The sequence below is a fragment of the Pseudomonas sp. lyk4-R2A-10 genome (assembly GCF_030209075.1).
In the GTDB taxonomy this organism is placed as follows: Bacteria; Pseudomonadota; Gammaproteobacteria; order Pseudomonadales; family Pseudomonadaceae; genus Aquipseudomonas; species Aquipseudomonas glycinae.
This window is the reverse complement of sequence record NZ_JARVSR010000008.1, coordinates 133,179-150,614: the sequence shown is the minus strand read 5'-3', so window position 1 is coordinate 150,614 and position 17,436 is coordinate 133,179. Positions and strand designations below refer to the sequence as shown.

Below are 17,436 nucleotides of genomic sequence, written 5' to 3'. Positions count from 1 at the left end.
CGATTTACGCTGCCAGGCCAGCCCTGTACTTCCAGGCGATGAATGCCAACGGCACGTAGGCGACCATACAGCCCAGAACACCTGGCACAACACCGGTTCCAGCCAGCAACGCCCATGGCAACAACCAGACCACGTTGATCACCACCACCGCCGATGTGACGGCCAGATGACTCGAAGTGCGTTGCGCAGCATGCTGATAGGCATGACTACGGTGAGCCTGATACACCTTGTCGCCCTTTAGCAACCGCCGGACCAGCGTCCAGGTAGCGTCAACAATGAAAACCCCCAACAGAATCAACCAACTCCACAGCAGCTCCGGTTTCTCCCACGCCGCTTGAAGCGCCATGGCTCCCAGCACCATGCCGAGAAACCCGCTGCCCGCATCCCCCATGAAGATCCGTGCAGGCGGGAAATTCCAGCAAAGAAAACCGGCGACAGCCGCAGCCAGAACCAGCGCGCCACCGATCAAGTCGGGATGGCCGCACCAGCCGTAAACAACGCAGACCGCCAGACAGACACTGATGGCTTCAGCACTGGCCAGGCCGTCAATGCCATCCATGAAGTTATACAGATTGAGCATCCACACCAGATAGATCACGGCAAGCAGGTCGCCAAGCAATCGCAGGTCAACCAGTGCGCCAAACAATGGGACAGGCGCCAGACCCTTGATCCAGAACAACGCCCAGCCGGCAGCAATAAAGTGCCCAAGCAGACGCCAACGGGCAGCGATATGTCCGTGATCATCGGCGAAGCCAATCACTGCAACCAACAATCCGGCGCCCAGAATACCGATCATCGCGGCCTGTTCGAAAAGCCCTGCCGCGACCAGCAACGGCAAAGCCAGGGCAAATGCCACCACAATCGCAACACCGCCTCCCCTGGGCGTTGGAATCGAATGGGAACTGCGCTCATTCGGCACATCCATCAGGCTTCTGGCCAGCGCGTAACGCCGCAAGACCAGCGTCAACCCCCAGGACAGGAGAAAAACGACAAGCAAAATACTCCAGAAAATCATCTGTTCTTGGTATCCAGGTAGTAGTCAGCGGTCTGGCGCAATGCCCTCTCCACCCTAGAGGGAGGTGTCCAACCCAACACCTCTCGTGTATGCCTGATATCGACTTGCAAGGAGCCACAGAGCCTCTGCGCCAACGCTCCTTTTCCAAGCAGCTTGGCAGGCCATGTCAGCAATACCGCAGGGAGCGGCACCAGCGCCGCTGTTTTCCCGAGCGCACGCGCCATGCCGCTCAAGAGCGTGGTCGTCGACAGATCCTCGCCATCACTGACAAGAAACACCTGCCCCGCAGCCTTCGGGTGATCGATACAGGTCACCACGAGATCGACAAGATTGGTCAGCGAAACCAGACTTCGACGATTATCGATCGCACCGAACGGCAACGGCACGCCTTTATCGAGCCAGCGCATCATGCTGAGAAAGTTTGCCCGGACTCCCGGCCCGTAGACCAACGGCGGCCGGATGATGACCACTTCCATGCCGGTCTCCTGAGCGAGCTTTTGCAAGGCAAGCTCCGCCTCCAGCTTGGAAACGCCATACGGGTCTTTCGGCATGGGCCGATCCAGCGCAGTAAATGGCCGATCAGGCTCGGTCTGCTCGCCATTGACCTTGATACTGCTGATGAAAATAAACCGTTTGACGCCCGCCGCTGAGGCCTGCTGCGCCAGCTGGAGGGTCCCATCGACATTCACCCGCCGATATTCCGCCAGCGGATCAGAGGACGAATCGTCCATGACGTGCACCCGCGCAGCGGCATGCACAATGACGTCAATGCCGTTCAAATCAGGAAGCGCAGCTTGATCGCCGAGCTCCAGCGACACAATCGGACACAAACCCTTGAGACGCGTCTCGCCCCTGGCGGCAGCCACCGGAACCACTCGCCGATCAAGCAGCAACCTGAAGACCACCGCCTCACCGACAAATCCTCTGGCGCCGGTTACCAACACTCTTGGCATGTTCATTCGGCCTTGTTTCCAACCAGCGCGGTCAGCCAGCACACGAAGAAAAAGAACAACTTGTCCCTGCCCCGGCGCCGGCACCTGCAGGCACTCAGGGACAGCTTCAGTAACTGCCAGCGTCGCAAATCCTGCCAGCCACGAACGAAAGGATCCTGCTCCTTACCAACCAGCAGGGCGATCAGTCGAGCCTGGGAAAACCACCAACCGTTGTGGATTTTCTTGTACCGGACAACCAATGAACCGAGCCCAGTGTTGGCACCGACCTGATTGCGCTCATGCTGCCGGTATTGCAGGGTCGATTCAGGATCGATCACCCATGAATACCGATGACTTCGGGCAAATGCATAGCAATACCAGTCATGCAGACTGACCTCCTGCAACGCCTGCCAGTTGGCAACCATGGACGCCTTGATCGCGCCTGCCAATGACCGAGTGAAAACATAAGTGCAGCCGGGGCCGGCAGCCTCGAACAGATAATCCCATTCGACTTGAGCCTGAGCCTTGTCCAGCAAGTGAGTACGACCATCAGGCCAGAAAGCCGACACATTGCTCGAGTAAGCGTCCGCGCTCTGCTGGCGCAACAAACGGCAGGCACGCTCCAGCTTGTCGAGACGCCATATGTCGTCCTGATCGGCGAAAGCGACATAATCGTAAGCGCCCAGCTCGACATCACGCATCAAACGAAAGAAGTTGCGCGATGCTCCTCCGAAACGCCCTGCCGGCGGCAACAGAACGACATTCGAATGCCGAGCGGCGAACGATGCGCACCAGGATTCGGTGCCATCATTGGAGGGATCGACGCTGATGTGAATAGTCACATCAACGCCTGTCTGAGAAAGGATCGAGCAAAGTTGCTCCTCGATCCATTGCATGCCGTTGTAGGCCGCCAGCAACACGGCAACTTTAGGAGGGTTTACTGGCATGCCTATCCTGCTTACCGGTTGAACGCAGCATTGAAAGGAAAACGAATTTCCAATCAGTGAGCAGGTGAATCCAGCAGTTTCTGCAGGTATTGCCCGTATCCGGTTTTCTTCAACGCGTCGGCCTGAGCGGACAGCTGCTCGGCAGTGATCCAGCCATTGTGATAGGCGATCTCTTCGAGACATGCCACTTTCAAGCCCTGACGCTGCTCGATCGTATGAACGAAGTGACTGGCCTCAAGCAGCGAGTCATGCGTACCGGTGTCGAGCCACGCAAAACCACGACCCAACATCTCCACCTTGAGCGACTTCTGCTCGAGATAGGCACGGTTGACGTCGGTGATTTCCAGCTCTCCGCGCTCCGATGGCTTGATGCCTTTGGCGATCCTGACCACATCGTTGTCGTAGAAGTACAAGCCGGTAACAGCGTAGTTGGACTTCGGCTTCAGTGGCTTCTCTTCAATACTCAGTGCCTGGCCCGTCTTGTCGAACTCGACGACACCGAAACGCTCCGGATCGGAAACGTGGTAGCCAAACACGGTAGCACCGGACGCCTGGGCACTGGCAGAACGCAGATTGTCCGAGAAGTGCTGACCGTAAAAGATGTTGTCGCCCAGAATCAGGCAGCAAGGATCCTTGCCGATGAACTCTTCGCCGATGATGAACGCCTGCGCCAGACCATCCGGAGATGGCTGTTCGGCATAGCTCAACTTGATACCGTACAGGCTGCCGTCACCCAGCAGCTTCTTGAAACAGGGCAAATCTTCCGGCGTGGAGATAATCAGGATTTCACGCATGCCGGCCAGCATCAGTACCGACAACGGATAGAAGATCATCGGCTTGTCGTAAATCGGCAACATCTGCTTGGAAACACCAAGGGTCAACGGATGCAGACGAGTGCCCGAGCCGCCAGCGAGGATGATGCCTTTACGATTTGTCGTGGTCATTTATTCAGAACTTCCATAAGCATTCGGGTTACACCACTTTGCCAATCCGGCAAGTGTAGAGAAAAATTGTCACGCAGCTTCCGGGTATTCAATCGCGAATTCCGGGGACGACGCGCAGGCGTCGAATAGGCTGCCGTTTCAATCGGATTGATCGACATCACAGCCAGCGTCTCGCCATGCGCTTTCGCCACTTCGACAACATGTTGGGCATAGCCATGCCATGACACCTCACCCGCCGCCGCCAGGTGGTAGACACCTGCCAGATCCGGGCGCTGCAAAACCTGGCGAATGGCGTGTGCAGTGACATCGGCGATCAGATCCGCACCGGTCGGCGCACCGATCTGATCGTTGATCACATTCAGTTCTTCACGCTCTCTGGCCAGGCGAAGCATGGTCTTGGCGAAGTTGTTGCCGCGAGCACTGTAGATCCAGCTTGGACGAAAGATCAGGTACTTGCAGCCGGATGCAACGACCGCCTCTTCCCCGGCAAACTTGCTGGCACCGTAGTGATTGACCGGTGCAACTGCAGCGTCTTCCAGCCAGGGGGTAGTGCCCTCTCCGCTGAAAACGTAGTCCGTTGAATAGTGAACCAGCCATGCGCCCAGGGATAATGCCTCCTCGGCCAAGGCCTGCACCGCCTTGACGTTCACCAGATCAACCAGCTCCCGCTCGGATTCGGCTTTGTCTACGGCAGTGTAGGCGGCGGCATTAACGATCACGTCTGGCCTGACCGTGCGAATGGTCGCGCGCAGACCTTCGAGATCAGTGAGATCACCACACAAACCGCCCACGGTTTGACGATCAAGGGACAACAGCTCGCCCAGTGGCGCCAGGGAGCGTTGCAGCTCCCAGCCCACCTGGCCATTTTTTCCTAGAAGGAGGATTCTCATGCCTTTGTCGAACGACCTGCGTAGTTCTGGTCAATCCACTGTTGGTAGCTGCCACTCTTCACGTGAGCGACCCACTCAGTATTGCTCAAATACCACTCGACCGTTTTACGGATTCCACTTTCAAAGGTCTCCTCGGGCGTCCAGCCCAGCTCACGCTGGATTTTACTGGCGTCAATCGCGTAACGCTGATCGTGTCCCGGACGATCCTGAACATAGGTGATCAGGCTGGCATGCGGACGGTGAGCGGAGTCAGGACGCAGTTCGTCAAGCAGGGCGCAAAGGGTATTCACCACTTCGATGTTCTGCTTTTCGTTGTGGCCGCCAATGTTATAGGTCTCGCCGATAACGCCCTCGGTCACGACCTTGTACAGGGCGCGTGCGTGATCCTCGACATAAAGCCAGTCACGCACCTGGTTACCCTTGCCGTAAACAGGCAGCGGCTTGCCTTCCAGCGCGTTGAGAATGATCAGCGGGATCAGCTTCTCGGGGAAGTGGCAAGGACCATAGTTGTTCGAGCAGTTGGTAACGAGCGTTGGCAGGCCATAGGTACGAGCCCAGGCGCGAACCAGGTGGTCGGAGCTGGCCTTGCTGGCCGAGTAAGGCGAACTTGGCTGATACGGCGTGGTTTCCGTGAAGAGATCTTCGGGACCCTCAAGGTCTCCGTAAACTTCGTCGGTGGAGATATGGTGAAAACGGAAAGCGGCCTTGCGTTGATCATCGAGGGCCGCCCAGTAGTGGCGGGCCGCTTCGAGAAGAGTGTAGGTGCCAATGATATTGGTCTGGATAAACTCGGACGGGCCGGAAATGGAACGATCGACGTGGGATTCGGCCGCCAGGTGCATGATGGCATCTGGTTGATGTTCACGCAGAACACGGTCGATCTGATCACGATCACAGATATCGACTCGCTCGAATGCGTAACGCGAATCCTGGCTGACTTCGGCGAGCGACTCAAGGTTGCCGGCATAGGTGAGCTTATCGACATTGACAACGGAGTCGGTGGTATTGGAAATGATGTGTCGGATGACTGCCGAACCGATAAAACCTGCACCGCCGGTGACTAGAATTTTCACGCGAAACCATACCCTTGAGTTACTGAGAGGACCGCCAACCGGGCCCTGCCTGATCCATGAATGCAAAAGCCATCAACTTTGCGGAGGCTTTCGATAGAAACAGCCTGCACCGACAGGGATAACCACCATCGGAACGGCGTAGCATTTTACAGTTTACCGGAAGATTTACTAATGGATATGGACAAGCTGCTGTGCAATTTCATACGCACGTCTGAAGGGCATCGGCCTTAAACAGGCCGCTTGCGTGAAACACGCGGCACAATACGTAGAATACCTCTTATAAGCGGGCCAACTATCATGCCCGCCAGCAATGCCAGCACCACGATCAAAGAGACAGGCAACTGGGGCCCCGCCCATCCCAGAAACAGCAACGAGACCGATTGTTGATTCTCAAGGACAAATGCCAGCAGCATCAGGACCAATAACAGGAAAAATACGACGAAGCCTGCACGCTTGAAGTTACGCATGACCGACACTCCGAAATCTCGACGAAATCAAAGCTCGCCCTCCTCTTCCTCGTTCACGCGGTCACGCAACTCCTTGCCCGGCTTGAAATGTGGAACGAACTTACCGTCAAGGCTGACGGATTGCCCGGTTTTCGGGTTCCGCCCAACACGCGGTGCGCGATAGTGCAGGGAGAAGCTGCCAAACCCGCGGATCTCTATGCGATCACCGGTAGCAAGGCATTGGGACATTTGCTCAAGCATGGTCTTGATGGCCAACTCCACATCTTTGGATGAGAGCAGCCCTTGATGGGTGACAATTCGTTCGATCAACTCCGACTTCGTCATGTTTTTCCCTTCTTTTTCAAGCAGCTAGATCCGCGCTACAAAGGGTTTTAGCATGCGCTGAAGATTTTGAACAGCCTGAGTATTGACGAACCCGCAAGTTCAACTTTACAGGGCCCGGAGCCGCGGCGGGCGCCAGCCCGAACCTCAGGAACTCCGACCCCGTCCCGGCAGTGTTTTTCACGGTTTGCAGATCACAAACATCGTTCGCGTCAGGTATCCGGCCGGGTTCCAGCCGAATGGATAGTCCTCGGCGTCCTCCTTGGAATCACTGGACCTGGCCACGACCTTGTACCCCTTCGCCGGACACTCGCGAGCCGCACGCTTTTCGCACTTCTCCCAACTGGAGCCAAGCCCCGAACAATCGATACGTACACCGGTTTCGCCACGAACGACATGGGTTTTACTGTTGGTTGTACAGCCCGCCAGGATCAGCAACATCGCAACAACGATAAACCTGTTCATCCCCCTACCTACCCCCGACACAACCAACACCCTGCAAAGGCAGCTCAGATCCGCCCCGTCCAGAAAAGACCACAAGGCACCGAACTTGGTTTCCTTTTTAATGCCCGTCACTTGAAAAAGCCCATTTCACCTCAGGCAGAACGGGACGCACGCCTCACGAGAAAAAAGACGGATTCAGCCCGACCAACCCCCTTAAAACCTTACCCCATTCTTGTTACAAAATAATTCAATGAACACTTCCAAACACCACAAAAGCACAGCCTGTCACGCCCCAAACCTGCCGCCACGGGGGCGCGAAATGCAATCCACTTTCAGACGAGAACCGATACCAGTCGGATCCCAATGATGGTCTAGACCGTCATAAATGGTTATTATCGCCGCGCCAAGCGTAGGAAAAACCTGTACGCATCATCGGAAAAGTCACGAGTTAAGTGATGAAAAAGCCGACTTGGCCCCCACGAAAAGCGCTGATGTTTTACCTTGCATATAGGCAACTCACGAAGTTTTTCAAAGCCTCCGCAGCTCGAATGCCGAGGTTTGGCTCAAAAGCGTATACGTGTTTCTGACGTTGCGAGGCCAGCAGAGTCATTGCAAAAACTGACGTTCACCTGTGAGAAGACTTTTCTCCAGCTTTTACTGGAGTCGAGACATGGAGTTCACATATCTGCCAGCACCGCGATACCCAGCTTGACCGGATCCACCCTCAAAAAAATTGCGATCTGGTGTCGATGTCACCGCATTGATCCAGGTTCATACGCCCAACTCTTGCACAACCTCGATCGGTAAGTAAGGCAACCCCCCAGTTTGTAGCCTGATCTACCTATAAGGACATTCCATGTCGATTCAGCTGTTCGTACCAAAATTCCGTATTGATGAATGCCTCGCTGCCATTCGCGAATGCCTCGAAAAAGGCTGGACCGGTCTCGGCTTCAAAACCGCGACCATGGAAGAGGAATGGAAAACCTATACCGGTTTGCCGAATGCCCACTTCCTGAGCTCCAACACCGTTGGCCTGCACCTGGCAGTAGAACTGTACAAGACCAAGTTCGGCTGGAGCGATGAAGATGAAGTCATCACCACGCCACTGACCTTCATTTCGACCAACCACGCCATTCTGTATGCGGGCATGAAGCCTGTATTCGCGGACGTCGACGCATCGCTGTGCCTTGACCCGGAAAGCGTTATCGAGCGCATCACGCCAAAAACCAAGGCTCTGATCTTTGTCGGCATCGGTGGCAACATCGGCCAGTACCAGAAAATCGTCGAAATCTGCAAAGAGCACGACATCAAGCTGATCCTGGATGCCGCCCACATGGCAGGCACTCGCGTCAACGGCAAACATGTTGGCCAAGAAGCCGACTGCGTCGTGTTCAGCTTCCAGGCTGTGAAAAACCTGCCGACCGCCGACTCCGGCATGATCTGCTTCAAGAGTAAAGAAGACGACGAGCGGGTTCGCAAGCTGAGCTGGCTGGGCATCAACAAAGACACCTTCGCTCGCACCGCCGCACAAGGCGCGTACAAGTGGATGTACGACGTTGAAGAGCTGGGCTACAAATACCACGGCAACTCGATCATGGCGGCCATGGGCCTGGTTCAGCTCAAATACCTGGACCTGGACAACGCCTACCGTCGTCAGCTGGCGAGCTGGTACCGTGAGAACCTGGCCGGCCAGACCAAGATCGACATCGTCAACGTAACACCAGGTTGCGAGTCCTCGACCCACCTGCTGCAGATTCGCGTCAAGGATCGCGATGCTCTGATGCTCGCGCTGAACGAGCACCAGATCTACCCGGGCGTGCACTACCGCGATAACACCGAGTACTCGATGTATTCGTTCGGTGCCGGCACCTGCCCGAATGCAGCCAAGGCCAGCCAGGAAATCCTGTCGCTGCCGATGCATCTGGGGCTGACCCGTGCCGACGTCGACACCGTGTGCGAACTGCTGATCCGCTACGCAAAATGAAGCGCTCACTCCCCTCGTTTGATGAAGGCGCAATGCGCCTTCGCTTGATCGAAGAGAGTGACCTGCACGAGACCTTGTCCTGGAGAAACCGGGACGAGGCACGTGTCTGGTTCAAAACTTCGACGCCTCTCACTTACGAGCAGCATGCCAACTGGTTTCATCAGCGTTATCAGCCGAGCGAGACCGACTTTCTGTTTGTCGTCGAAGCAGACGGCAAGCTGGTCGGCCAGGCGTCCGTCTATGGCATCGACTGGCAGAACCGCACCGCTGAAGTCGGTCGTTTTCTGGTTGACGCCGATCAGGCGGGTCGCGGCCATATCGGTCGTGCCTGTGGTGTACTGCTGGATATCTGCTGGCACACGCTTGATCTGGACTATGTCTTTCTCGAAGTCATCGAGACCAACGATCGCGCCATTCACCTTTACCGCAAACACGGTTTTTGTGAAGAGCAGCGTTACGACGGCCTCATCAGAATGGGCCTTCGAAAAAAACAGGCGAGAACTGAATGACGAGTGTCACGAGGCTGTTTATCGATAGCACGCGCGCATTGAAAATGTGGCGCGTCTGGACTTACCTGGGCGTTCAGGACATCAAGGCAAAATTTCACCGGTCATTCTTCGGTCCCCTGTGGATCGTGCTGACGACCGGTTTTTTTGTGACGGGTGTCGGGCTCATCTACGGTCTGCTGTTCGGCCAACCTGTTCACGAGTTTCTGCCTTACCTGGCCTGCGGTTTCGCCCTTTGGGGCTTTATCGTGGCATCGATCACCGATGCCAGCGCCACGTTCGTCAGGGCCGAGGGCTACATAAAACAGTTCTCCTATCCAAAGCAGATTTACCTGCTGAGAACGCTGATCTCGAGCGTGATCGTATTGTTGATCGGCATTGCCGTCGTGATCCCCGTGCAACTGTTCTTCAACGAGATCACTCCGCTCGGCTGGCTGTACGCTCTTCCGGGGCTGGCCCTGCTGATCATGGCGGCACTGGGTCATATCGCGGTCAGCGCCTATCTGGGCGCACGTTTTCGCGACTTTCCCCATGCCATGGCCGTCATGCTGCAGATGATGTTCTTCATCACGCCGATCATGTTCCCGATCAAACTGCTCCATGAGAAAGGACTTGGGTTCATCTATCAGTTCAACCCGCTCTATTACCTCATCGACGTGGTACGACACCCCATCATTCAGGGTGAACTTGCCCTGCCGGAAAACTACCTGTACGCCGGTGTGTATGTACTGGCCACCTGGGTAGCCGCTTTGCTTGTCGCCTACAAGCTTGATTCTCGTGTGGTTTTCCTCTTATGACTCGTGCATCGCTGATTCTGAAAAACGTTGACATCACCTTCGAAGGTGCACTCAGCAGTGAAGAGGGACTGAAAAGCTGGCTCAAGCGCAAGTTGCTGACGCGCAATGTCGATACGGCCACCAACTATCGTATCGAAGCGCTCAAAGGCATCAACCTGGAAATCAACCATGGTGAGCGTGTCGGGCTGATCGGGCTCAATGGCGCCGGCAAGAGCACCTTGCTCAAAGTCATGGCGGACATTTATCCGCCCACCGCAGGATCGGTTTCGATCAAAGGGCACGTCTGCCCGATGTTCGAGTTCGCCACCGGTTTCGAGATGAATCAGTCGGGCTGGGACAACATCCGTATTCGCGGACTGTTGCTGGGCATGTCCGCCGATGCCATCGAAGAAAAGCTGCCGGAAATCGCCGCGTTCACTGAGCTCGGCGACTTTCTCGACTACCCGGTACGTACTTACTCCTCCGGGATGTTCATTCGTCTGGCATTTGCCGTGTCGACCAGCATCAACCCGGAAATCCTGCTGATCGACGAAGTCATGGGCGCCGGTGACATTTCCTTCGCGGAAAAAGCCAAACGCCGCATGTTCGAATTTATGGAACAGGGAAAAATCCTGGTGTTCACCACCCATAACTTCAATCTGCTGAATGACTTCTGCACCCGCACGGTGTGGCTGCATAAAGGCCAGATTGTCGCGGATGGCCCGACCGACGAAATCGTCAAGCGTTACAACGAAGCGCACACCAACGCTCAATAAAAATCTCAACCTTTTCCGGCCAAGACTTACAGCTAGGATAGCGAGCCAACATGACGACCCCCTATAACTTAAAGAACATTCAAGCCCTGCGGTGGCTTGCTGCACTGCTGGTTTTCATTCAACACGCGGTGTACTTCTCCGGACAAATCAATAACGATTCCCTGCAAGGCTTCTTGCGACTGAGCTTCGGATCGATCGGTGTCTTCGTATTTTTCATCATTTCCGGCTTCGTCATCGCCTTGCAGACAGACAAGAAACCAAGCCTGTTCGCTGCGCACCGACTCGCGCGCATCTACCCGGCCTTTTTCATTGCCGTCATTGTTGCCTCGCTGATTTTCCTTGTTTTCTCCAGTTACCGTCCTGTTTTGAACAGCGGCACACTTTCGATGCTGCTGATTCCGGTCGGCTCGCTGAACGGGACGTTCCAGATCCCATACTGGACATTGATCTACGAAGTATTTTTCTACGCACTGGTGTTCCTGGCGATGATTGCCTTCAAGGCCAGACCACAACTGTTGAACATTGCCATGTTTGCCTGGTTGCTGGTCATCCTTGGGTTTGCCAATGCAGGCATCAAGACCAGTGTCGCCATGCCGACATTGAGTGAAATCGTTATTTCGACGCTGAACATTTACTTCATCGTCGGTTTCTTCCTGTCGCGCCTGCTTTTCCAGCCGACAAACGGGATTGCCTATGCCGCTCTCTTCGTCATGGCATTGGAGGCGGTGTATTTTCCTGAACAGCGCTATACCGCCATCATCTGCACAATGGGCGCCATCGCTATCCTGGCACTGATCAGACTGCCCGCACTTCCAGCATTTCTCATCAAACTGGGCGACTACTCCTACGGCATCTACCTGATGCACATGCCGGTGATCTTTTGCCTGTTCCTGGCCCTCAAACCTCACGGTGTGGATCTCTACACCTCGATTGCGATCATGACCGCGATTGCATTGCCGGCAGCCTTTCTGTTCGGCAAGTTCGAGTACTGGCTCTATCAGACCAAAATTCGCCCGGCCGTAGATAAACTTCTGACCCGCCAAAGCTCGCTTCATCAGAACCAGCCCCTGGAGCAGCCATGAAATTTAGTGATTTCTCCTCTGACCTGAAGATTCATGCCAGTTCCAAGGCACCGTCGAAACCGAAGGTCACGGTGATTCTCCCGACCTATTCCCGCGGCCACGGGCCGCTGCAGGAATCCATCGACAGTGTATTGGCACAAAGTTACCGAAACTTTGAACTGATCATTGTCGACGACGGTTCACGGGACGGCTCTGCGGCCGTCCTGCAGGAATACCTGAAGAAAGATCCGCGCATCATTGTTCATTCGTACCACAAGAACAGCGGCCTGCCGGCCTTGCGCGTCAACCAGGCGGCACTGCGGGCGAAAGGCAAATACATTGCCTACCAGTTCGACGACGACATGTGGACCGAGCACAGCCTGCAAGTGCGTGTCGAGCAGCTGGAAAAGTGCACCAGACCTGCAGTGGCCTATGCCAACGCCAGCGTCGACATCGCTCTCGCCGACGGGTCGATCACTACCCGCAAGCTGGGCGGACCGTTCAACTATGGCCTGTTGATGAACGGCAACTACATTGCCAACAACACGGTCATGCACCACAAGTCCCTGTTTGATATCGCAGGCATGTATGACTCGCACGTCATGATGCGCCGTTACTCGGACTATGATCTGTGGTTGCGATTCGCCAAACACGCCGACTTTATCTGGGTCGACGAAGTGACGTCGCATGTACGGGCCAACCTGGTCGACTCGCTGGGCAAGGAAATTCCATTGTTCTTCGCGCGGTACAGAAAGAGCCTGGCGATACCACGCGATCATTTGCTGACCCCTGCAAAAATCAACGACTACGACGTCATCGATCTGTCGCAATTTGCCGATACGTTCACCGATGCGGAAATCATTGAATACCGGCGCATGGAAGCCGCGCCGTTCCTGACCAAGTTCAATGATTACTGCAGCGACTCCGAAATGGCGGTCGCAGCGGCCGCTCGAGGACGCAAGCTGCACTTGTTGACCGTGAAACCGGATTATTCGACATCGGTGGATGTCACGATCCACAACTTCACGCAACTGGCAGAACAGCGGGCGATCACCAGCACTTTCGTCAAGGAAAACGACCTGCCGGTCATCGATCTGGCGGGCGTGGATGTGACCGTGCTCTATCGCACTGTCGGCGTTGCCGGCAGCCAGTTCGTCAAGAACCAGAAAGGCAATATGCCTTTGGCCTACTTGATGGACGACAACATGCTGCACTTCCATGAAGTCGGTCCCCAACACAGCTTTCTTGCGCCTGGCACACCGACCTATCAGAACATCGCGCAACAGATCCAGTCGGTCGACACCTGCATCGGTTACAGCGATGCAATCAATGAAGACCTGCGCGAGCTCAACAGTAAAACAGTTCGGCTCAATACCAACATTCATGCCCGGTTCGTGCAAAAACGCACCTATAGCCGCGGCAAGCGTCTGAAAGTTGCAATCATGTCCGGTGCCGTGCGCGAGGATATTCTGCGCGAGCTCTGGCAAGCACTTGCGAACTTCGCCAGCGCCCACGCCAATTCGGTAGAGTTTCACTTCTGGGGTCTGGATCCGGAGAAATTCGGCACACTGGAATGTCCGGTCTTCTTCAAACCGTTCACTCACGTCTACGAAAGCTATATTCGCGACCTGAGCGAAACCAGCTTCGACATCGCACTGGTTCCCCTGGACTTCAGCACCCGCGCCGCGCGCAGCAAAAGCCCGGTCAAATTGCTGGAATCAGTCGCCGCCGGCGCCATCGGCATCTTCACCGATGCCGTACCCTACTCCGACATTCCAGATGCCTGTTGTGTGAAGGTCGAAAACACGGTCGAGGCCTGGGAACAGGCGCTGAATCATTGCTACGAAATGGGCCAGCAAAAGCGTGACCAGATGCTGGAAAACGCCCGGGAACTGGTGCTTTCGCGCTATACCACCGAATCGCAGTTCTACGACTTCCTTGCCAGCTGCGAAGCCGTTCGCCTGCATTCCAGACTGGGTGACAAAGCCATTGCCTATGCCTTCCACGAAACAGCGCTGGGCGGCGCCACGCTGCACCTGATCCGCCACGCCAGCCTCGTGGCTTCGCTGGGTTTCCGCGTTGTCGGCATCGTTCCGCAGGATGCCACCTACGGCCCGATCTTCAAGGCGCGCTGGGACGCCGCAACGAATGGGGCGTGCCTGCTCGAAGAGCAATGGCCTTCGGGGTATATCGACAGTCCGCAACCGCAGCGTCCGTTTCAGCCGCAGGATGAGGCGGCAGCAAGGCATCTGTCCAATTGCCTCGAGCCGGAAAGAGTCGGCTTCCTGCACTTTGCGACATGGTCACCGACCATGAGCCTGCTGGCCAAACAACTGGGCATTCCCTGCAGCGCCAGTGTCCACCAGTTTTATGAGGGCGCCGGCAACTCCATCGTTCACTTTGCCGACTCGATCCACTGCTCCTCGCTGACTCATGGCTTCAAATGGTCGAGCCTGTCGAAAAGTCCGGCCCGGCGTATCGTCTGCCCGGTCGCCGACGATTACTTCGCCAGTTTCGCTACCAATCGCGCCCGTGCAGCCAAGAGCGGCAATGCCTTGCGAATTCTTGTCTCCGGCACGCTGCAGCCGCGAAAGAACCAACTCGGCGCAATTCAGGCGGCAATCCTGCTCAACGATGCCGGCTTCGATGTTTCGCTGGACCTGATCGGCTACACGGTGTTTCACAATCAATACCTGGCCGAGTGCACTTCATTAATTGAAGCCAGCCAATATAAAGATAAATTCATCATTCATGGTTTTATCGATGATCCAAAACCGTTTTATGATAAGTGCGACTTGTTGTTGATATCGGCTACCGATGAGTCCATGCCTCAAACCATGTTGCAGGCAATGGCCATGGGTATACCCGTTGTTTCAACAATTGTCGGCGGCGTAGGGGAAATCATCAAACATCGCTACAGCGGCTTCCTCGCCCAGGACGACAGTCCAGAGGCCATGGCAGCGGCAGTATCGCAGTACATCCGGTTGTCACAATTGCAGCGTCTGGAAATCATCGATCGTGCGCAGCGATCCATGAAATTCCTTGCCCGCCCGACCTACGTCCGCTCCGAACTGGTGGATCTGTACAACCAGGCATTCGAGGAGTTCGCCCGGCACCGCAAAGCTGCACAAAAGCCCGGCGACAACTCGTCCAGGACCTCGGCGTCTTCGTATGAACAGATGCTGCTTGCAACTCTGAACACCACCCGCAGTCAGATCAGCCAATTAAGCAGAGCGCTGGATAAATGACATTAGAGAATGAAGTGGTGAACGTTGACCTGGGTTGCGGGAAACGCAAACAGGAAGGATTTTTCGGCATCGATCGATTCCCGATGCCGGAAGTCGATATGCTGGCCGATATCGATCTTGGCATTCCGCTGCAAGATGATTCGGTCGATATGTTGTTCTCGTCGCACTTCCTGGAACACGCCCGGGATCTGATGTTCACCATGCGCGAAATCTATCGCGTCTGTAAGCATGGGGCACAGGTATGCATTATCGCCCCCTATAACGAACAGAAACTGAATATCGCCAACCCTTACCACATCACGATTTTCAACGAGCACACGCCTCGCTTCTGGACTGACCACACGGAAACACCGGTGGATGAAGCGGACTATGCGGATCCGGTAAAGCGCCCCTGGGGACTTTCAAAGTCAGACAACTCCAATCCCGGTCTCGATATTCGACTGATCAACATGGAGTTCTTCTACTTCCCCGAGTACCTGCATCTACCGCTCGAGCAAAAGAGAAAGTTTCGTAACGAGCGCTTCAACGTATGTGACCAGATCATGTACCAGTTGATCGTTTGGAAAGGTGATGAATGCTCGCCTGGCGTCAGCTACGAAGATCACGTCAGCGCATTCAAACCTTATGAACCTCATTACATCAGGCACCTCAAGATGCACGAGCAAAACGAAATCATCCAGAAGTTCACTCAGTCGGAAGCCGCTCTTCGTCAGCGAATCGAGGGCCTGAAAACCGAACTGGCACAAGCGACAAACGCGGCACAAGCCGCGGCGGCGGAACAATCGACAGCAGCCGCAGCTGCTCAGGCACTGGCAGCACAAGCCGCTGCGGCGGCCTCGGCGATTACCACCGATACGCTGCTGGAGCGGCGCATCAATGAGCTGACCGAGGACCGTGCACTGACTGACCGTCTGCTGCATGAAGCCCGGGCGGACAACCACCAGTTGCGGTTGCAGGTGATGAGTGCCTATGAAAAGGCTGAAGCCCTCTCGGCTCAGATCCACGAAGGCAAGACCCGGTTGATGAAGTCTCAACTGGAACAGGAACAACTGAGCGAACAGATAAACCGCCTGAGCGAACAGAACGCCAAACTTGAAAGCGACAATGTCGACGCCTTGCTGCTCGTCAATGAACTGCATGAACGCCTGGCAGAAGCCCAGTCCAATACCTCGGCGGCTCATCAGGCCCTGCTGGATCAGACGCAGGAAAACAAGGAGCTGCGCTCCCGCCTGGAAGTGTCGGCCATTGCCAATGCCAAAGTTGCTCTGGTCAAAGCCGAACTCGTTGCAGCCAACGGCATCATCGACTGGTATCGCGCCAAGGAAGAAACCTGGAACATCGAACAGCATCGCCTCCAGCAGGACGTAATCAACGCCCAGCAGGCGACGAAGAAAGCAGCACTGACTCAATCGCCTCTCGCCCAGGAAGTGCAACATCTGAACCTGGCTCTCAGCACTGCAAAGAGCCAGGCCAGTCAATCGCGCCACGAAGCATTGCAGGTCATTGACAGTCTTCAATCGGAAGTCCGGGAGTATCGCTCCTCGCGTTCCCTGCAACTGGTGTCGCTGTACAAGAGTAAAAGCTCGCTGTGGAATTCGATTTCCCCGGCCTTCACGCCGCTCAGAAGCTTTACTGAGAAACACCTGCTCAAGACCTCTCGGCCCGTGCTGACACTTGGCGATGACTTGCGCAACGTTCCCTATCGCGAATACCTGATGCCACTTCGTCAGGAGAACCTGGGCGGCGTATTGCTCGCGGTTCGACCGTTGATGCGCGGGCAACTCGGCCTGCTGGGCGTAGAGATCGTCTCCAGCAATGACGAAGTTGTTGCCCATGTCGTTCTACCTCTCGCCGACATCGATCCCGAGGTGCCGACTCGATTCGAACTTCCGACAGCGGCCACCCTGGACGCCAATTGGTATCTGCGTGTCTTCGTCAGGGACTCCGATGTACCGGTTGCCCTTTACGAAGTCAGCCAGTATTCCATCATGAAAAAGCGCACCAAATACTTCCCGTTTGCTGCTCTCCAGTAATGGTCAAAGGTCGCAGCTT

16 protein-coding genes are annotated in these 17,436 nt (G+C 55.5%); 7 read left to right on the top strand and 9 right to left on the bottom strand.

What is annotated here, in order from left to right; genetic code table 11:
• Positions 1-4: 4 nt before the first annotated feature.
• The 9 genes from QRN46_RS12195 to QRN46_RS12155 all read right to left on the bottom strand — a co-directional run bounded on the left by QRN46_RS12195 (position 5) and on the right by QRN46_RS12155 (position 7,054).
• Complete coding sequence (locus QRN46_RS12195; protein WP_011335349.1) at positions 5-1,015, bottom strand: MraY family glycosyltransferase; 1,011 nt, start codon at positions 1,013-1,015, stop codon at positions 5-7.
• On the bottom strand, positions 1,012-1,974 hold the full coding sequence (locus QRN46_RS12190; protein WP_011335350.1) for a UDP-glucose 4-epimerase family protein: 963 nt from the start codon (positions 1,972-1,974) through the stop codon (positions 1,012-1,014). Before QRN46_RS12190 ends, QRN46_RS12195 begins: the two co-directional genes overlap by 4 nt.
• Positions 1,971-2,894 (bottom strand): glycosyltransferase, encoded by a 924-nt coding sequence (locus QRN46_RS12185; protein ID WP_011335351.1) that lies wholly within the window; start codon positions 2,892-2,894, stop codon positions 1,971-1,973. Before QRN46_RS12185 ends, QRN46_RS12190 begins: the two co-directional genes overlap by 4 nt.
• Before the next feature lie 53 nt (positions 2,895-2,947).
• Positions 2,948-3,838, bottom strand: a complete 891-nt coding sequence (gene rfbA / locus QRN46_RS12180; RefSeq protein WP_285354868.1) for a glucose-1-phosphate thymidylyltransferase RfbA — start codon at positions 3,836-3,838, stop codon at positions 2,948-2,950.
• The gene (gene rfbD / locus QRN46_RS12175) at positions 3,835-4,728 is read right to left on the bottom strand and encodes a dTDP-4-dehydrorhamnose reductase (RefSeq protein WP_011335353.1); all 894 of its coding nucleotides are present in this window, start codon (positions 4,726-4,728) and stop codon (positions 3,835-3,837) included. Before rfbD ends, rfbA begins: the two co-directional genes overlap by 4 nt.
• Positions 4,725-5,801 (bottom strand): dTDP-glucose 4,6-dehydratase, encoded by a 1,077-nt coding sequence (gene rfbB, locus QRN46_RS12170; protein WP_011335354.1) that lies wholly within the window; start codon positions 5,799-5,801, stop codon positions 4,725-4,727. Before rfbB ends, rfbD begins: the two co-directional genes overlap by 4 nt.
• A gap of 227 nt (positions 5,802-6,028) precedes the next feature.
• The gene (locus QRN46_RS12165; protein ID WP_041475389.1) at positions 6,029-6,268 is read right to left on the bottom strand and encodes a lipopolysaccharide assembly protein LapA domain-containing protein; all 240 of its coding nucleotides are present in this window, start codon (positions 6,266-6,268) and stop codon (positions 6,029-6,031) included.
• Positions 6,269-6,295: 27 nt separating this feature from the next.
• The gene (gene ihfB, locus QRN46_RS12160) at positions 6,296-6,592 is read right to left on the bottom strand and encodes an integration host factor subunit beta (protein WP_011335356.1); all 297 of its coding nucleotides are present in this window, start codon (positions 6,590-6,592) and stop codon (positions 6,296-6,298) included.
• Between the two features lie 177 nt (positions 6,593-6,769).
• Positions 6,770-7,054 (bottom strand): hypothetical protein, encoded by a 285-nt coding sequence (locus QRN46_RS12155; protein WP_011335357.1) that lies wholly within the window; start codon positions 7,052-7,054, stop codon positions 6,770-6,772.
• Positions 7,055-7,889: 835 nt separating this feature from the next.
• Here QRN46_RS12155 and QRN46_RS12150 point away from each other — a divergent pair.
• From QRN46_RS12150 to QRN46_RS12120, 7 genes are read left to right on the top strand one after another with little or no spacing between them, the layout of a single operon-like run.
• On the top strand, positions 7,890-9,017 hold the full coding sequence (locus QRN46_RS12150; protein WP_011335358.1) for a DegT/DnrJ/EryC1/StrS family aminotransferase: 1,128 nt from the start codon (positions 7,890-7,892) through the stop codon (positions 9,015-9,017).
• Between the two features lie 32 nt (positions 9,018-9,049).
• On the top strand, positions 9,050-9,526 hold the full coding sequence (locus QRN46_RS12145; protein ID WP_221616033.1) for a GNAT family N-acetyltransferase: 477 nt from the start codon (positions 9,050-9,052) through the stop codon (positions 9,524-9,526).
• The gene (locus QRN46_RS12140) at positions 9,523-10,320 is read left to right on the top strand and encodes an ABC transporter permease (RefSeq protein ID WP_011335360.1); all 798 of its coding nucleotides are present in this window, start codon (positions 9,523-9,525) and stop codon (positions 10,318-10,320) included. Before QRN46_RS12145 ends, QRN46_RS12140 begins: the two co-directional genes overlap by 4 nt.
• Complete coding sequence (locus QRN46_RS12135; RefSeq protein ID WP_011335361.1) at positions 10,317-11,075, top strand: ABC transporter ATP-binding protein; 759 nt, start codon at positions 10,317-10,319, stop codon at positions 11,073-11,075. The genes QRN46_RS12140 and QRN46_RS12135 overlap by 4 nt, the downstream gene beginning before the upstream one ends.
• Positions 11,076-11,125: 50 nt before the next feature.
• Positions 11,126-12,157 carry an acyltransferase family protein gene (locus QRN46_RS12130; protein WP_011335362.1) on the top strand — a complete coding sequence of 344 codons (1,032 nt, stop codon included), beginning with the start codon at positions 11,126-11,128 and terminating at the stop codon, positions 12,155-12,157.
• Positions 12,154-15,384: a glycosyltransferase gene (locus QRN46_RS12125; protein WP_011335363.1), complete on the top strand. Its 3,231-nt coding sequence runs from the start codon at positions 12,154-12,156 to the stop codon at positions 15,382-15,384. Before QRN46_RS12130 ends, QRN46_RS12125 begins: the two co-directional genes overlap by 4 nt.
• The gene (locus QRN46_RS12120) at positions 15,381-17,417 is read left to right on the top strand and encodes a class I SAM-dependent methyltransferase (protein WP_011335364.1); all 2,037 of its coding nucleotides are present in this window, start codon (positions 15,381-15,383) and stop codon (positions 17,415-17,417) included. The genes QRN46_RS12125 and QRN46_RS12120 overlap by 4 nt, the downstream gene beginning before the upstream one ends.
• The last annotated feature ends 19 nt before the right edge of the window (positions 17,418-17,436 follow it).